Source organism: Deltaproteobacteria bacterium HGW-Deltaproteobacteria-2 (assembly GCA_002840505.1).
GTDB lineage: Bacteria > Desulfobacterota > Syntrophia > Syntrophales > Smithellaceae > Smithella.
This window is the reverse complement of the sequence record PHBC01000003.1, coordinates 491,303-506,875: the sequence shown is the minus strand read 5'-3', so window position 1 is coordinate 506,875 and position 15,573 is coordinate 491,303. Positions and strand designations below refer to the sequence as shown.

The following is a 15,573-nucleotide window of genomic DNA, read 5'->3' as shown; positions in this document are numbered from 1 at the left end:
CTCGTTATTTGCCGGCGTTTGCGGCAGTCGACGAAAAACGGAAACTACCGGTTTTGCTTTCGCCTATTTTACGACGTTCCTTATCAAAGGCCGTAATTCGCCAATAGTAAGATTTTCCGGGTTCAAAATTCTTTTTAAGTACCAGCTGCGGTAGCTGATAGAAACCTTTTTTTGTGTAAGCGGAAAAAACACGTTTTGTTTCCAGTGCTTCAAAAAACTGAATCAGGTAAACTTCTGCGCGGATTAACTGCCATTCGTATTTCAGCGATGCATAAGGTACTTCTGCTGCTTCGGCGGGAGCTTTTAAAGTCAATCCGGCTTGTTTTACGGCAGCTTCATCTGTTGTTACGAAATATACCAGAACTGGCAAAGGAATCCCCTGGCCTGGTTCAGGGTTGGTTATGACAAAGCGCAACGTGTGCGTCCCGGTTTCAAAGGTTGGCAGCGCCGGAATGTCCGGTGTGGCCAAAGTAATTTGCTGACCGGCGGGCAGAGGTTGGCTGACGTATGACAGAAGCCGGCCGTCAACTTCCCAATAGCCTTTCAAAAGGCCGGAACCATTGTATCTGATATCCGCATAGGCCTTTAAATCGCTTGCATATTTCATTACGGTAGTTTCGGCCCTGCCGTTTCCGAAATATACTGAAATGCGTCTTATGCCCAGCGTTCCTCCTGCTTCTCCCGTAACAGTGAGATTGATTGTTGCCGTATCCGTGCCTATCATGCCCGTAAAAACTCGCCGGTAAAAGAATTGTGCTGTACCCCTTTGCAGCGCCTTCTCCATAATATTCACGGGAATAACAACGGTTTCTGAAATCGTTCCGACAGTGCCGCTGATCGTTACTGTCAGGGGCAGATTATTATATCCGATAGTGGTATCAGGAGTGAAGAATATGCCCTGGCTTGAAGTCAGAGTGCCGGTTCCTATGACATAGCCGGAAAATTGATAGGTAAATACAACTGTATTGCTCTGACCCCGGACAACATTAACGGAAGAAGGTATTACAATAACGGTTGCCTGAGAAAAAGAGGGAGCGAGGAGTCCGGTCAGTATCAAGACAAGAAGGGCTAAGATAAGTTTTTTCATAAAAATTCCTCCGTTTAAAATATAATGGGCATTGCTGCTTCCAGAACAACAAACAAACTAAATTCGTCTTTATCCATTCCCGCATTTATTTTATCGTCCGTTTTCAGATAGCTCAAACGCAATCCCACCGCAGGTTTGACAAATGTTTTCAGGTGATCATTGAGCCGGTAAGATACGGCTGCCCGCGCGTTCCAAGTTCCACTGTCCACAGAATTGTTATCCGCTGTTGATGCCGTATAAGTGCCGCCGGCGTCAAAGGAGATTCTGTCGTGGAAAAAGCGTGAGCGAAAGTCGAGATTATAGACAAAGGTGTCTGTCCAGACATTCGTTGCATGATTACGTGTTTTAGTCCAGGAGAATGCCGGAGCAATGGAAAGATTAGGCAGGGCGTAGGCCGCCGTTGCGGCATAAGAAATGTTTGTCATATCAGCATCCGCTGGTGTCTTGTCGTTGATTAGCGAATAAGACGGCGCAAAATTGACCGTAAAGCTGCCCTTAGTGAAACCAATTCTGGCCGAATAGGTATCGGTGTTCATATCCATACGCGTACTGCCAACGGGTTCCTTTGAGCTTTCCTGAATAATTTTTTGATATGTTAATCCCATAGGAACGTAGGGAATCTTGTTGAACTGATAAGAGATGCTTCCCTGGGTGCTGACGATTTCCGGAAAGAGAGGATCCGAATCGACGTTATCCGAATAGCGGGATGCCATAACATTGAGATTCTGATCTGACAGGTTGATGCCGCTTTGCAGACTGAAGCCCTGTCTGTCTTTTGCCAGCGAAGGATTCCCGACGACACCGTAGTATTTCCCGATATATTCGTATAACGCATCATAAGTAAACCAGTTGATGGCGCCGCCAATTTTAGCCCTGTAGGCGGAGGAGCTTCTTTTGTCAAACTCATCGGCGATATCCGGATCGTATCGCGTAAAGTCGGCCTCCATCTCCGTCCTGAGACGATTCTGTAAAAAATCTGTAGTCAGCAGAAAACCAACGACATCTCCTTGTTTGTTTCCTGTGGTTGTTGAGTTTCCGTATACATTTGGCTGTTCGGATGGCGGCGTTATGGAAGCGGGAAGTCCCGCCGCAGACGGATCTGTTCCGGTCACATAAATTGTCCGGACATCAACTTTATTTTCAAAAAGCTTGACGCCGGCGGAGGCGCCGAATATGTGATCTTCACTCACATCGCCGATGCCGATACCGCCGTCGACGCCGAAGGTCTGTGCACTGCGGGCGCTGAAAACATTGGCATAAACCGGACCAGCTTCACCATTGAACATGGTTCCTTTTCTGGAAAAACCGGATATCGTATACGGGGTTTCATTTATCATGACATCCCCCGCGCTGAGCTTCATTTTGACACGATCCTTTTCGTAGTTACCTGTGAACAGCCAGTTGGCAACGGTAAGCCCTTTTTTCAACGGATCCATTACAGGGATATCCTGATCGAAGTATCGCACATTAGTTGTGAAAGCGACATTCCACGGCCCTTCTTTTACCCTGCTTTCCGATGCCAGATTTCCTTCGATTTTAGAGCTTGGATAAGTTGCCGTTGTTGAAGGGGCAACGTTTTGACCTTCCGTATATATCGGTGCGGCTGCATCGGCTGCGCTGTCTTTTCTTACCAGTGCGCCTTCGTATAGAAGAGATACATCATTCTTGGAGTAAATTTCGCCGAACTTTTCCGAATGGCGGATGCTGAAATTAACGGCAAATTGATGCGGCAAATTGTCCGCGCCCGTATAACTGACGGACAGCGAGTGACTACCCGTAGTTACGAGCATTTCTGGCCGGTAAGTAAATCCTTCAGCGGTTACATCCATGAGCTGTGTTACATCGACTCCATCGAGCATGACAACATACGATCCGGGAGTCAGGGTACAGCGAAAGACACCTTTGACTTCCGGGCGCTTTCCAATAATCACGGTGTTTTCAATGGGGGAGGTGACAACGATGCATTCCTCTGCCAAAGCAAAAGCCGGCGTGAGGAAGCATATAATAACGAAAATGACACAAAACCAATTCATTAACTTTTGGGCCATCAGGCAATATCCCCCATAATGTAATTAAAAATTAAACTTATTTAAAAAAGCTAAACCTTATTTGGTTAAAGGTTTTGCCTTGGCAGGCAGTGGCGGTTCGGGCTGAGGGTTGAGCCATGTCCGGCCGTCTCTTGTCGTTACCTTTACCTTGCCGCCGATTTTTAGGCCGGTGAAATTTCCTGTGATTATTTTTTCCATTCCTGTTTCATTGCGGACTGTAATCTTGTTGCCTTCAATTTTTATGATTGTTCCTATGTAGGACTCATTAACGACAATGATGGATTTAGCTTTATCACCGGGTGGTTCCGGTTGCGGATTAATCGCAAAACCTTTGCACGGAACGAAAAATAATACTGATACCAGGAAAAACAAAACACCTACCATCGCAAAGAATTTTTTCATCTCTATTTTACCTCCTTTCGTTTATCAGGTGGATCTTATTTTTATCCCGCATTACGGGATCATATCATATAGCCGGTTTATATTTTCGTGCAGCTGTTTCGTTTTGGCACTGACTTTATTAGCCTTGTCCCGAGAATTAAATAACATGGCTTTAAGAGAGTTCTTCTGCGGGTATTGACTGATGCAATGTTTTATTACCTTTTCCATGCAAAGTTTTACGTTATCACTATTCAAACATCCCGCATTTTGTTGGTCCTGCACCGTAAAGCTTTTGTTTGGTGAGCAACAGTCCTGCACATAGTTTCTGTAAATGCCTGCCGTATTTTCCGAAGTTCCCTGAAAATCAACGAATCCCTGGTTAGTGTATGCCTGTACCGCCGTGGGCACTTCCGTTTGAGCTGTTTTTATAACATCGTTTATCGCACCAACTGTAGAAGAACAGACAAAAGGAGGCAATGACCCTTGTAGCATGAGAGGTTGCTGCAAAGGTCTGATGGCCTGTGTTCCGGTTGCCGGAGCTGAGCTTTGAATTTGTTTCGGTCCTATAGCCCGTTGTTCAGCATATGAGGAGGCAGTAAGTAAATTTAAAAATAGAACGGGCATCAAGAAAAATAAAACACCTGCCTTAGCATTTATTTTTTTCATCTTTTCGCATCCTCCTTATCTTCAATTTTGATAATGTACTTATTGTTTACGCATAGTTGACTCATTTTTTACGGCATATTATTCAAAAGTGTCTGCAACTGGTTGGAATAATTTTTGCTTTTCGCATTTATATCATTTGAACGCTCAAGTGCCGTCTTAAATTTTTTTATAAAGTTTTCCTTGTTGCCGCTGCCTCCCTTATAAGAACCAATGCAATATTTATATAATTTATCCATACAGTGGTTGACCGTGTCAGTTCCGGCACAGCCGGCAGCCTGCTGGTCCTGAACCGAATAGCTTTTCGCCAGGCAATTCTTGATATGAGGCTTATAGTAACTGCGCAATTCATCATCAATACCTGCGGGTAAATAACCTGTGCCTACGGCACTTTGCAATTCATTTTTTGCTGCATACACGTTGTCAATAGTTAAAAGTAGCAATTGATATATATTAGGCATTGCATATTGACTTGCTATTAAAGTTTGTTGCAGAGGTTTTAATTCCTGTTTACCTGCAGCAACGGTTGGTTTGATTATTCCAATGTTGCCTGTTGATCTTTGTTCGGCATGGGAGATAGAAGAAATCAGGATAAAGCAAAGTGCAAACAAATATACCCCAATATAATGTTTTGAAGACATATTTTTTCTCCTTGTAGTTTTTTCCGACGAAGCGTTGCATCGGCATGAGTGTAACTATAGGAAGTCCGAACTTTTATGTCAAGGAAATATAGCCCACTTACAACGTTGATTCATTTTGTTTTCCGGTCAATAAAAGCAGGATGCCCGAAAGAGCAAAATACGCCGCAGCCGTCATGTAATGGGTGTGTGATGTAATCATCCATGGCAGATACAATTCGCCGGTCGGCATTATGGAATGGATTATGCCAAAGAGTGTGAGTATGGCGCAGACTGCGGCGCAAAGAGCTGCCAACCGCGCTTGGTGGTCAATCAAAAAAGCCAGCATACTTCCCCAGAGAAGCCCGGTGATGATAAATCCGTTGCTGAGCATCGTCAGTGTTTGATGCATGGTTTGCAAACGCACAGGAAGCTTATCCGGTGTGGTACCCATCGCTCCCATGAACTGGCCTAGAATTATCAGCACAAGAGAGGCGATAACGGGCAGGATACTCAAACTTACCGCCGGAGAATGTTTTGGTGGCGAATCATTGTACGCCTGCCGCATGATTTCAAAACCGATAAAGATGAAAATAGGCGCGATAACCGCCCGCGGTATGAGACTGACAAAAAGTGAAAGCAGTCCAATCACGGAGCAGATGCCTATCAGCAATCCGGTCAGCAATGTGTACCACCAGGTTGCGCCCATTTTTTTGTATGCCGGATGGCCGATATAGGGCGTAGTTTGTGCCACTCCGCCGAAGAATGCCGCGATCAATGATGAAAATGCCTCCGTGAGCAGAATGTCTCTGGTGCGGTAGTCATCACCGGCCAGACGGGCACTTTCCGTATTGTTGATACCGCCGATGATCGTCAGAATGCCGAAGGGAATAGCGATGGTCAGATACTGGATGCTGTGCGGCAGCGTTTTGATAAAATCAATGGAAAATGCAGGCATTGAAAAAGTCATTTGCAGTGTTGGTGCGGTAAACTCCGGCAGGTATCCACCATAGCCCAGTACAAAATGAATGCCCGTGCCAAGAACTACAGCCGCCAAAACCCCGGGCAGCTTTCCCGGCAGTTGCATCTTGCTCATGAGTGCTGTAAAGATTAACCCCAGCGCCACCATGCCGACAATGGCCTCGTTAAATAGTTCGATCATTGGCAGAAATCCGAGTAGCAAAAGCCCGATTCCGGCCAGTGGACCCAAAAGTCCCGCGGTGGGAATGATGCGCTGAACCCATCCGCCGAAAAAAGAAGTGATTATTTTAACCGTGCCGATCATAAAAAGAGTGGCCATGCCGATGTGCCAGGTGAGTTGCGCATCATGTGTGGCGACATAAGCCGGGCCCATGACGGCGTAGGCAATGCCGATTGTTGAAGGAGTGTCAATTCCCAGAGGCATCGCCGTCACATCGGTACGCCCTGTTTTTTTTCTCAAACGAAGCGCAAGCCAAGTGTAAACAAGATCGCCTATGCAAATTCCTACGGCTGTGCCGGGAATCATGCGTGTCAGGATAATATCTGCCGGATAGTTGAAAGTGAAGACAAGGATAGCGCTGAAAAATATCAGTGTCCCGACATTGTCGAGAAAAAGGGCAAGAAAAGCGGTTGTCTCTCCCCAGAATCTGTACTGACCAGTGGTGTTTTCAGTTGTCATTCTTTCTCCTCAAAAGCTCGTCCTTATGCCGTAACAATATAAACAAAAACGTGCAGTTTGACAATTCGTTTTCTTAAGATGTAATTCCCGCGAAGCTTGTCCTCGACCTGATCGGGGAGCGTAAATCCATTCCTCTGTCTCATGCCGGACTTGATCCGGCATCCAGTTTTACGGTTCTTTTAAAAAATATTGACAAATAATGATGAAAGATGCTTCTATTAGTGAAATTATTTTCATATTCTCAGATTCAAGTTATTAGTGAAGCTCCAATTCCAAAGCAAATAACCTAAATACCCTTAGGGGCACAATGGGGTTACGATAGGCACATCGAAATTGGTTAATTAAATTCCGACTCTGTCGGGACGAAGCGGAGAGGATAGCTCCACACAGATAAATTTAATGATTATCCCCGTGGCATCTACAAAAAAGTTGTTGAGTGGAATGGACATTCTTATGGGAAAAGGAGACGTTTCTATTTTAGCTCTGTCTGGTGACTTCCACGTTTGTCTAAAGCTTTATATATCCGGAATTCTTTCCTCCAAAAAAGGCAAAGGAGATTTCTGATGGAATTGGACATTAAACTGGATTGTGCGGATGTTAATTGGCAGTTTGTAGCCGAAACACTGAAACGCGTGGGCATGGCTTATGCGGAACCTGCCGCGCACAAAAAAGCATTTGAGAATAGTCAGGTTTCCGTGTTTATCTATCGGGAAGATCAATTGATCGGTTTCGGACGGGCGATTTCCGACGGTGTTTTTCAAGCGGCGATCTATGATGTCGCGGTCATTCCTGAATATCAGGCCCAGGGCATCGGGGCACTCATCATAAAGACGATTATGGATAAGCTTTCTAGTTGTAATTTTATTTTATATGCATCACCGGGAAAGGAAGAATTTTATCAGACATTGGGATTCAGGAAAATGAAAACGGGCATGGCGCTTTTCCTGAAAGCCCAACAGATGAAAGACAGGGGATTCACCGAGTAAACGACATATGTTAAAAGGCAAAAAAGACGGAAAATGATTGTAAATCTTAATCGCTATTGAAAGGAGGTTTTTAAAAATGGCAAAGAAATCACTTCCTCTTTCCAAAGTATACAGCCTGCTGGAGTCGGGGCCGGTTGTCATGGTCACGACTGCATGGGCTAGCAAGATGAATGTCATGCCGATGTCCTGGCACACGATGATGGAGTTTGAACCGCCGCTGATTGGCTTCGTCATGAGTGATCAAAATTATTCCTTCGGACCGCTTACGGCGATCAAAGAATGTGTGATTAACATTCCTACTGTTAACATAGCTGAAAAAGTCGTTGGCTGCGGCAATATATCCGGAGCTAAGCTAGACAAGTTCAAAATATTTAATCTCACACCCAAGCCTGCCGCAAAGGTCAAAGCGCCGCTCATTGATGAATGTTACGCGAATTTTGAATGTCGGGTAGTGGACACAAGCATGGTCAAGAAATACTGTTTCTTTGTCGTTGAAGTTGTTAAGGCCTGGATTGATCCCGCCGTGAAAGAACCTCTAACGATTCATCATCAAGGGAAAGAGGACTTCATGGTTGCCGGAAAAACCATCAAAATAAAATCAAAGATGAAGTAGCTCCAATCTGTATTATAATTGCACCAGGCGAAATGTTTGGAGGTATTTAATGAATAAGCCTGTAGAAAAAAGGGAAGGGTATTGGGGATGGAGAGGCTCTTTTTGCCTATTAAAAGATTTGAATTGCGCACTGGCTTCTCAGGAAGTTTTACAGGATATGATAGACAAGCGAGAAGACCGTGTGCTGAAAGCCGTCACAGGACTGGAAGGTGGTGTCGTGGCAAGCGGTTCGACCTGCGGAGTAGTAACAGGCGGTGCTTTGGGGCTTGCGCTTATGTATGATGATGACCTGCAGAAAAAAGGCATTACAGCAGAGGTGGGAGTAATGTCTTTGGTCGGGGAATACATCAAATGGTTTGAAGATAATTATGGTTCGTCATTGTGTAGAGAAAGAAGCGGTATCAATTTTTATACCACAGGAGGACAATTACGCTACCTTTTACCAGGTGATAGAGTAGGAAAGTGTTTGTGGCATATCGGGGGTGCAATGAAACACTTGTGTGCTTACCAAAAGAAAGAATTGCCTGAATTGAGTATGGAAAAGGAACAAATACAAAATGAGCCGATACATTGCGCGCAGGCTGTCTTGAAGGGGATAAAAAATCGCACCGGTATAGGTGATCCTCTTCTGGAGCGGCTGTCTTTTATTTTTGATGGTGGTTTGGGATATAAAGGAGGCGTTTGTGGTGCTCTTGTCGGAGCAATTGCAGGCCTAAATCTTGTATTGGGTATGAATATTCGTGATTCAAATTATTTTAAAACAATCAAAGCATTTGTTGTTGGTCATGTTAATCTGCTCATAGATAAACCTTTTGGTTTCCCCGAACCATTTTGTGTAGGTAAAAAAATCGTTCAAAAATTTGTAGAAAAAGCAGGGGCGATAGAATGTAGTTTCATTACGGATAAGAAATTTCCCGGCTGGACTGATTTTCAAAAGCATATATCATCTTCTGACAAATGCGCTGGGTTGATCGAACTTGCCACAACGGAAGCATCTAATGCTATCAAAAGTTTGATATAAATAATTCTCAGAAGAAACAGGATCATCAACCTATGGGAAATATATTTTCTTCATTGCCGGATAAATTAGAGCATGAGTCTTTCGAAGAATTGCTTCGCCATAAAAATATAAAAATCGAAAGAATTTTTTCTAAGGGCCATACTTCGCCGGAGACGGGTTGGTATGATCAAAAGGAAAACGAGTGGGTGATTGTTTTGGAAGGCTCCGGGTCAATTCTTTTCGAAAATGGTAACGAAGTTAATCTTAAAAAAGGTGATTATCTAAATATTTCTGCGCACACCAGACACAAAGTTGCCTGGACAGACCCGGAAAATATTACAATTTGGCTGGCAATTCACTATTGGTAATTGTTCACTGGCATAAATGACCTGATAAATTATTCGACGGGAATCTGCCAAGCTTTGGCGTTAGATGTTTTAAATACGGAGGTGAAGTAATGATAATGAGCAAAGAAGAAGCTAAAGAATTCGCTTCAAAGTGGTTACCCGCGTGGACGGGGAATAATCCTGAAAAATTGGCAGAATTTTATTCTGATGATTGCTTTTATCTTGACCCGGCAATCCCATCCGGTGTTAACGGAAAAACAGAGCTCCTTTCGTATTTCAAAAAATTACTTTCTCAAAATCCTGATTGGGTGTGGACTCAGATTGAACCGATTCCCATGGAGGGCGGGTTTCTAAATAAATGGTTAGCAAAAATACCTGTCGGTCAAAAAGTAATCGAATGTATAGGAGTTTGCTTTGTACAGTTCAACAGTCAAAGAAAAATAAAACGCAACGAAGTATATTTTGACCGAAGCGAGCTGATTTCAGAAATATATAAGTACAATAAATCAAAATAATTGCGTGTAAAAAGCAACTCCAGTCAATAACCGCCACTTTTTTACTTTACAATTTTGAAAAACTCTTTGGCTCGCGGATCGGCAGCGGTGCGCAGGAGTTCAAACAAAACCATTTCTGTTGATGTTATTTTTGCTCCGGCGTTTTTCATCGCGTCTATTCCGATTTGACGGTTTTCCGGTGTGCGCGAGGAAACCGCGTCGGCAACCAGATGAACGGTATAGCCGTTGGAAATTAAATCAAGAGCGGTTTGATAGACACACACGTGGCATTCAATTCCAATCAGGATTACATGCCGTCGTTTTAATACTTCCAGATTATTTTTAAAATTATTTTCATCCCAGCAACTGAAAGATTCTTTGGCTATCGGGTTAACGCCCTCAAGTTCCGCGGCTATCTGAGGTAAAGTTTTCCCTAATTTCTGCGGGATTTGTTCGGTGACGATAACCGGCAGGTTCAGAATTTTAAATCCCTTGATAAGTTTAACGGTATTGGCAAAAAGATTTTCCTTGTCGCACATAACCTGGGCCAGGCTGCCCTGAATGTCCACTATAACAAAAACCGCATCAGTGCTATTGATCATGTCGATTTTCTCCTTATAAATCCTGTTGGAATAATGAGCGTAAATTTTTGCGGAGTATTATTTCCTGAAAAAACGGGCATTCGTCAAGTATTTTTTACAAGCTTTGCTAAATTGTATAAAACCAGTAATTATGTCATTCTGGTGCAGAGACTGTGTCGCAATTGTATGTATTGATTGTGCGTAATAAGTAATGTCCCCCGCTGGCGGGGGCAGGGGGTGGAAGTTTTTGAAACATACGTAATTTGGCCAGTTACGCATTACGTGAATATTATCCACCTCCGTCCCGATGATTCATCGGGACACCTCCGCCAGCGGAGGACATTAAATTGTTATATTTATTATTGCGACATAGTTTCTTCGCCAGACAATTGGTTTTAACCGGACAAAATAGTACCCCGCAGCGCATGTGATTTCATCGGCCAAGTCTGAATTTAGGCAGAGTTACTTCCGGTGTTATGTCATCCCAGGCAATTGTCACATCCATGCCGCATTTGATGTCCTGAGGATTGCAATCGATGATGTTCGTCAGGAGGTGTGGTCCTTCGTCCAGTTCCACAATGGCAACCACATATGGGAGATCGTTCGCAAACCCGACGTGATACGCGATGTGATATACGGCATACGTATAAATGGTTCCATGACCGCCGGCAATGATCCATTGGATTTCCCTCTTATAACATTTCGGGCATATGATGGAGGGTGGCCATAGTACATGGCCGCATGTTTGACACTTCTGAAATCTGAGCTCATGGTTTTTGCATCCGTCCCAGAATGGCTTTACATCGGGATTTAATTTAGGCAGGGGTTTGTTGTATGCCATGATTATAACCTCCTGAGAATGCAGCACGAGTGTGATTGCAGTATCCCGCCGTTGTCGCTGCATAAGATAATTTCCGGGCTCTTGGTCTTCGTCTGCGGGCCGAGCTGGCGTTGCCCGCATCTGCCCATAATCTGCATTGCCGCTTCGCTCAAGGGTGTAAGGCCCATGTAGTATGCTTCGGACAGGAGTCCGCCCGAAGTGTTCACCGGCATTCTGCCACCGGTCTCGATAGTGCCGCCCTTAAACCAGTCCTCGCCTTCGCCCGGGGCGAAGAAGCCGTAGTCCTGTAACGTGATCTCCACCGTGTAGGTGAAGCAGTCGTATATCTCACACGCATCCACATCGTTGATTGTAATGCCAGCCATTTTGAAGGCGTCCTCGGATGCTTTCTTTGCTCCGGTTGGACCGGTCATTGATGTGGAATACTTGATGTCCGTCGAAGGATGGTGTCCGCCAAGTCCCATGATGACCGCGGGAGGGTGTTTGAGATCGCGGGCGCGTTCGAGGGAAGTCAATACAATGGCTCTGCCTCCGTCGTTGAGGAGACAGTTATCCGGCAGGCGAAACGGTTCCACGAACCACTTGTAGTTTAAGTAATCTTCAAAGGTAAGCGGTTTGCCATACATTATAGCCTCCGGGTTCAGGCACGCCCATTTCCTTTGACCAACGGCGATATGCTTCCATGTCTCAGGGCCCGTCTTATATTCATGCATTGCTCTTTGGGCCGCCAGGGCGTACCCGCCTGTTGCTCCGAAATGGCCAAACGCTGCATCATCTCCGGTAAATTCGTTGAGCATCGTCAGCATCGAGTCGCTGGATCGGGCATTGTGGCCGAATGATATTATCACGTAATTGCACAGGCCTGACGCCAGTGCGCTTAGAGCGTTCTGTAAATGACTTCGCGAGCAGTTTGCATCCTGGTAAAGATATTTCGGCTCTATTCCCAGATGCTGGGCTACCACGAAGGGAGTAAGATCATTTTCATCCGATGACGCGGGGAAATGCCGGTAACATATCAATCCGTCAATATCGTTCTTTTTCAAGCCGGCATCTTCGATTGCGTTTACGCATGCCTCCAGGTGGAAGCTCAAAGAGGTTCTCCCCGGAATCTTGCCCTGCGGGGTATAGCCCACGCCAACGATCGCATATTTATCCTTTAGGCTCATAGTGCGTTCCTTCTTTTTTCCTCTAGTATGATTTAATACCTGCGTACAGTTTAAAAACGGTATCTCATTTTATCCTAACAGCATTGCGTGATCAATTTTAATGCATTTTGCCTGGATGACCATCAAACCTGCCTTCCGTGCTTTTAGTGCCGCCTGGTCGTGGAAAAGGCCGAGTTGCATCCATACGGCACCCGCTTTGATTTGTATCGCCTCTTCTATAATTTCCGGAATGAATTCAGTCTTGCGGAAGATGTCAACAATGTCGATTTTGTCTTTTATTGACAGAAGGTCGGGATACGATTTCTGTCCCAGTATCTCCGCGCAGGATGGATTTACGGGAATGATCCGATATCCTTTTTCCATCAGATACAGGGCAACGCTATGGCTGTCGCGGGTTGGCCTATCGGAAAGTCCAACAATGGCGATCGTTCGGGCGTTTTTGAGTAGTAGAGCGATTTCTTCATCACGTGGATTAGCTTCGGGAATAAAACAGTTATTGTTTTCAGTAATCGGTTTTTCTGCCATAAAAAAACTACACTATAAAAGTTATTTCTTTTCTTAGCCGGATTAATGAATGCCCAGTAATAAACCGCCATCAATCAAAATTTCGGATCCAGTTGTATAACTGGAAGCATCCGATGCCAGAAAAAGAGCAGCACCGGCGATTTCATCGGGATTGCCGAGACGGCCGGAAGGCAGTGCTTTCTCCACAGCTTCCTTTACTTTTTGAGCTTCTTCCGGTGGCAGATGTCCCCAGTGGGAATTCATCATCTTGGTGCTGATTGGTCCGGGAGATATAGTATTTACCTGAATGTTGTAACGTAAAAGTTCGCTGGCAAATGCTTTTGTCAGCATTCTTATGCCGGCTTTGGAAATAGAATAGATACTCAATCCCGGCTCAGGATTATGGCCATCCACGGAAGCGACATTAATTATCTTGCCACCGCCCTGCTTGACCATGATATTGGCTGCGGCCTGACTGATGAAATAAGCGCCTTTCAAATTGATGTCCATCAGTTTATCCCAGAGGCGGTCGTCACATTCGAGGACGGAACCCATGGCGGGACTGGCGCCGGCATTGTTGACCAGAATATCAATCCTGCCGTACTGTGCCATTACGGCATCAATCATTTTTTTAATTTCTTCTGTTTTACCTAGATGAGCCGGGAGCGCAAAAGCCTCGCCGCCGAAAGCTTTGATTTCGTCCGCCGTTGCTTCCAGATCCTGCGCCTTGCGGCTGGTAACGACCACTTTGGCTCCGGCCTTCGCGAAAGCAAATGCTATCGCCTGACCTATGCCGCGGCCGCCCCCGGTAATTACCGCCACTTTTCCTTTTAATGAGAATTGGGCTATATCGAACATAATTTTATTCTCCTTAGAAATTTTGGAGTTTTGAGTAATGTAAAATGTGTCATTCCGAAATCCCGATTTATCGGGATGAGGAATCTTAATTTAACAAAGATCAAGATTTCTCGTCGTTCCAAAACGTCGGAACTTCTCGAAATGACATTTAAAACAAATTTTTAAATGTATATTAATTTCATGCTAATATTTAATTATAATATTTGCCAGAAAATTTTGCTTTCTGAGGTTCATTTTTTACAGAAAACTTCACGGTCTCCGCCGCTCATGCCGGCTAAGTATTTTACAAGTTTTTTACGGGATTCGATATCGTATTGTGTGGTAATTGCTATTTGTTCCATAACCGGTGAGCCGCCTCCATGATAATTGCCGACGTTTGTAATACCTCCGGTTGCCGAGCAGAGTCCGTCTCCCAGAAATCTCCAGAAGTTGGCCTGGTCTTCCGCCGACATCTTGGGGTTACGCTTTGTATATTTGAGTAAAAGCTCTCCTGTCTCCGGATTTCTGAAATCTTTTTCGTGGGGGAAAGTAGCGACAACACCGCCCGCGATATCACAAATTATTTCTGCTTCGCGATATACTGCCTCGCCCGAGAGACAGCGGCCGACATTGCAGTAAATTGAATGAGGAATATAGGAGCCGGGGCCGAATGGAACAAAACCCATTCCCGGAATGTACAACTCAGGTTTGCCCAGATCGGATGCCGTGTAACCTGCGGCATAACCCAGTTCTATGGTCATAATGATCTCCGCCAGCTTTTCCCGGACATGGGACTCTTTATGAATATTATTGACCTCGGCGGCAAGAGCTGCCGCTCCCAGGATAACATCGCCTATGGCCGGTTTGCAGCCAGAGTAAGAATGACGGTGGAATAGAGCGAAGAGAAGCGCACATGCCCCACCCATCAGATTTTCACCAGCGAGGAAGACTCTTTCCCAGGGCACAAAACAATTATCGAAAATCAGATAGGAATCTGTATAGCCTGGTACGAAACCGCGTTTGTAATGTTCCCGAGGCCGGTAGTTATGTATTGTCACGACCTGCTTCATTCCATCCCAGTCTCCCGGAACAGCGAAGGCCACCGCGTAGTCTTTATCTTCAGGCCGTAGTGCTCTGGTAGGCAGTACCAGAACCTCATCGGCTACGGAAGCTTCCGAAATATGTAATTTACAGCCTTCAACTATTATACCATCCTTACGCCTTTCTTTAATTCGTAAATATGCCGATTGGTTGGGTTGCTCTGCGGGGCGCAGCATCCGGTCACCCTTGGTATCCGTCTGGGCACAGCATCCGACAAGGTCTTCTTTCTGGAAGCGGGTCAGCCATTTCTTGAAATTTTCATGGTATTGAGTAGCCCCTTTATTGGCCTTGTCTGCTTCATAAGAGACATTATAAATGGCATTAGTAGCGTCTATCCCCATGCAACGTTGGATACAGCCGCCTACTTTCTGACACAGCATTCTGGTCATATCCTGTTTGTTATGCAGATCCTTTGTACTTTGATGGATGTGATTGAAACGATTAATGCGTTCGCCAGTCAGGTGAGAAATTGCCGTGCAAAGTTCCTGATTTTCAGGCTTGGCCGCTTCATCGTATGTGACGCCGATAGTATTAAGACAATCCATTTGTAGCTCGTCCGTCCGGTCGATCAATTGGCCGTCATAATAAATGTTGCGTTTCATTTTTTTCAAACCGTTAATGTAATCTTCTTTTGTTCTCATAGCGGT

At 45.0% G+C, this 15,573-nt stretch carries 17 protein-coding genes; 5 read left to right on the top strand and 12 right to left on the bottom strand.

The window, feature by feature from the left end:
- Positions 1 to 4: 4 nt before the first annotated feature.
- From CVU62_09365 to CVU62_09340, 6 genes are all read right to left on the bottom strand, one after another.
- A complete protein-coding gene (locus CVU62_09365; GenBank protein PKN37918.1) occupies positions 5 to 1,087 on the bottom strand; it encodes a hypothetical protein in 1,083 nt (360 codons plus the stop codon).
- 14 nt (positions 1,088 to 1,101) lie between these two features.
- A complete protein-coding gene (locus CVU62_09360) occupies positions 1,102 to 3,135 on the bottom strand; it encodes a hypothetical protein (protein PKN37917.1) in 2,034 nt (677 codons plus the stop codon).
- Between the two features lie 57 nt (positions 3,136 to 3,192).
- Entirely contained in the window at positions 3,193 to 3,537 is a 345-nt protein-coding gene (locus CVU62_09355; GenBank protein ID PKN37916.1) for a hypothetical protein, read from the bottom strand.
- A 51-nt stretch (positions 3,538 to 3,588) separates the two neighbouring features.
- The gene (locus CVU62_09350) at positions 3,589 to 4,182 is read right to left on the bottom strand and encodes a hypothetical protein (protein ID PKN37915.1); all 594 of its coding nucleotides are present in this window, start codon (positions 4,180 to 4,182) and stop codon (positions 3,589 to 3,591) included.
- Between the two features lie 68 nt (positions 4,183 to 4,250).
- Positions 4,251 to 4,820 carry a hypothetical protein gene (locus tag CVU62_09345; protein ID PKN37914.1) on the bottom strand — a complete coding sequence of 190 codons (570 nt, stop codon included), beginning with the start codon at positions 4,818 to 4,820 and terminating at the stop codon, positions 4,251 to 4,253.
- A 97-nt stretch (positions 4,821 to 4,917) separates the two neighbouring features.
- Positions 4,918 to 6,456 (bottom strand): MFS transporter, encoded by a 1,539-nt coding sequence (locus tag CVU62_09340; protein ID PKN37913.1) that lies wholly within the window; start codon positions 6,454 to 6,456, stop codon positions 4,918 to 4,920.
- A 563-nt stretch (positions 6,457 to 7,019) separates the two neighbouring features.
- Here CVU62_09340 and CVU62_09335 point away from each other — a divergent pair.
- From CVU62_09335 to CVU62_09315, 5 genes are all read left to right on the top strand, one after another.
- A complete protein-coding gene (locus tag CVU62_09335; protein PKN37912.1) occupies positions 7,020 to 7,442 on the top strand; it encodes a GNAT family N-acetyltransferase in 423 nt (140 codons plus the stop codon).
- Positions 7,443 to 7,518: 76 nt separating this feature from the next.
- On the top strand, positions 7,519 to 8,055 hold the full coding sequence (locus CVU62_09330; protein ID PKN37911.1) for a flavin reductase: 537 nt from the start codon (positions 7,519 to 7,521) through the stop codon (positions 8,053 to 8,055).
- Between the two features lie 49 nt (positions 8,056 to 8,104).
- Positions 8,105 to 9,076: a hypothetical protein gene (locus CVU62_09325; GenBank protein PKN37910.1), complete on the top strand. Its 972-nt coding sequence runs from the start codon at positions 8,105 to 8,107 to the stop codon at positions 9,074 to 9,076.
- Between the two features lie 32 nt (positions 9,077 to 9,108).
- The gene (locus CVU62_09320; GenBank protein PKN37909.1) at positions 9,109 to 9,423 is read left to right on the top strand and encodes a cupin; all 315 of its coding nucleotides are present in this window, start codon (positions 9,109 to 9,111) and stop codon (positions 9,421 to 9,423) included.
- 89 nt (positions 9,424 to 9,512) lie between these two features.
- Positions 9,513 to 9,917, top strand: coding sequence for a hypothetical protein (locus CVU62_09315; GenBank protein ID PKN37908.1), 405 nt, complete (start codon positions 9,513 to 9,515; stop codon positions 9,915 to 9,917).
- Positions 9,918 to 9,958: 41 nt separating this feature from the next.
- Here the strand turns inward: CVU62_09315 and CVU62_09310 are convergent, their stop codons facing one another.
- The 6 genes from CVU62_09310 to CVU62_09285 form a co-directional block, all read right to left on the bottom strand.
- Positions 9,959 to 10,498 (bottom strand): hydrolase, encoded by a 540-nt coding sequence (locus tag CVU62_09310; protein ID PKN37907.1) that lies wholly within the window; start codon positions 10,496 to 10,498, stop codon positions 9,959 to 9,961.
- A gap of 412 nt (positions 10,499 to 10,910) precedes the next feature.
- The gene (locus CVU62_09305; protein ID PKN37906.1) at positions 10,911 to 11,318 is read right to left on the bottom strand and encodes a hypothetical protein; all 408 of its coding nucleotides are present in this window, start codon (positions 11,316 to 11,318) and stop codon (positions 10,911 to 10,913) included.
- 2 nt (positions 11,319 to 11,320) lie between these two features.
- Positions 11,321 to 12,484, bottom strand: coding sequence for a hypothetical protein (locus CVU62_09300; protein PKN37905.1), 1,164 nt, complete (start codon positions 12,482 to 12,484; stop codon positions 11,321 to 11,323).
- A gap of 69 nt (positions 12,485 to 12,553) precedes the next feature.
- A complete protein-coding gene (locus CVU62_09295; GenBank protein ID PKN37904.1) occupies positions 12,554 to 13,009 on the bottom strand; it encodes a CoA-binding protein in 456 nt (151 codons plus the stop codon).
- Between the two features lie 42 nt (positions 13,010 to 13,051).
- Positions 13,052 to 13,846 (bottom strand): short-chain dehydrogenase, encoded by a 795-nt coding sequence (locus CVU62_09290; protein PKN37903.1) that lies wholly within the window; start codon positions 13,844 to 13,846, stop codon positions 13,052 to 13,054.
- Between the two features lie 230 nt (positions 13,847 to 14,076).
- On the bottom strand, positions 14,077 to 15,567 hold the full coding sequence (locus CVU62_09285) for an aromatic ring hydroxylase (protein PKN37902.1): 1,491 nt from the start codon (positions 15,565 to 15,567) through the stop codon (positions 14,077 to 14,079).
- Positions 15,568 to 15,573 lie beyond the last annotated feature (6 nt).

Coding starts and splice junctions, on each gene's coding strand:
- CVU62_09285 (PKN37902.1), bottom strand. CDS start 15,567: ATGAGAACAAAAGAAGATTACATTAACGGTTTGAAAAAAATGAAACGC.
- CVU62_09325 (PKN37910.1), top strand. CDS start 8,105: ATGAATAAGCCTGTAGAAAAAAGGGAAGGGTATTGGGGATGGAGAGGC.
- CVU62_09300 (PKN37905.1), bottom strand. CDS start 12,484: ATGAGCCTAAAGGATAAATATGCGATCGTTGGCGTGGGCTATACCCCG.
- CVU62_09360 (PKN37917.1), bottom strand. CDS start 3,135: ATGGCCCAAAAGTTAATGAATTGGTTTTGTGTCATTTTCGTTATTATA.
- CVU62_09320 (PKN37909.1), top strand. CDS start 9,109: ATGGGAAATATATTTTCTTCATTGCCGGATAAATTAGAGCATGAGTCT.
- CVU62_09335 (PKN37912.1), top strand. CDS start 7,020: ATGGAATTGGACATTAAACTGGATTGTGCGGATGTTAATTGGCAGTTT.
- CVU62_09315 (PKN37908.1), top strand. CDS start 9,513: ATGATAATGAGCAAAGAAGAAGCTAAAGAATTCGCTTCAAAGTGGTTA.
- CVU62_09330 (PKN37911.1), top strand. CDS start 7,519: ATGGCAAAGAAATCACTTCCTCTTTCCAAAGTATACAGCCTGCTGGAG.
- CVU62_09295 (PKN37904.1), bottom strand. CDS start 13,009: ATGGCAGAAAAACCGATTACTGAAAACAATAACTGTTTTATTCCCGAA.
- CVU62_09305 (PKN37906.1), bottom strand. CDS start 11,318: ATGGCATACAACAAACCCCTGCCTAAATTAAATCCCGATGTAAAGCCA.
- CVU62_09290 (PKN37903.1), bottom strand. CDS start 13,846: ATGTTCGATATAGCCCAATTCTCATTAAAAGGAAAAGTGGCGGTAATT.
- CVU62_09310 (PKN37907.1), bottom strand. CDS start 10,498: ATGATCAATAGCACTGATGCGGTTTTTGTTATAGTGGACATTCAGGGC.
- CVU62_09345 (PKN37914.1), bottom strand. CDS start 4,820: ATGTCTTCAAAACATTATATTGGGGTATATTTGTTTGCACTTTGCTTT.
- CVU62_09350 (PKN37915.1), bottom strand. CDS start 4,182: ATGAAAAAAATAAATGCTAAGGCAGGTGTTTTATTTTTCTTGATGCCC.
- CVU62_09340 (PKN37913.1), bottom strand. CDS start 6,456: ATGACAACTGAAAACACCACTGGTCAGTACAGATTCTGGGGAGAGACA.
- CVU62_09355 (PKN37916.1), bottom strand. CDS start 3,537: ATGAAAAAATTCTTTGCGATGGTAGGTGTTTTGTTTTTCCTGGTATCA.
- CVU62_09365 (PKN37918.1), bottom strand. CDS start 1,087: ATGAAAAAACTTATCTTAGCCCTTCTTGTCTTGATACTGACCGGACTC.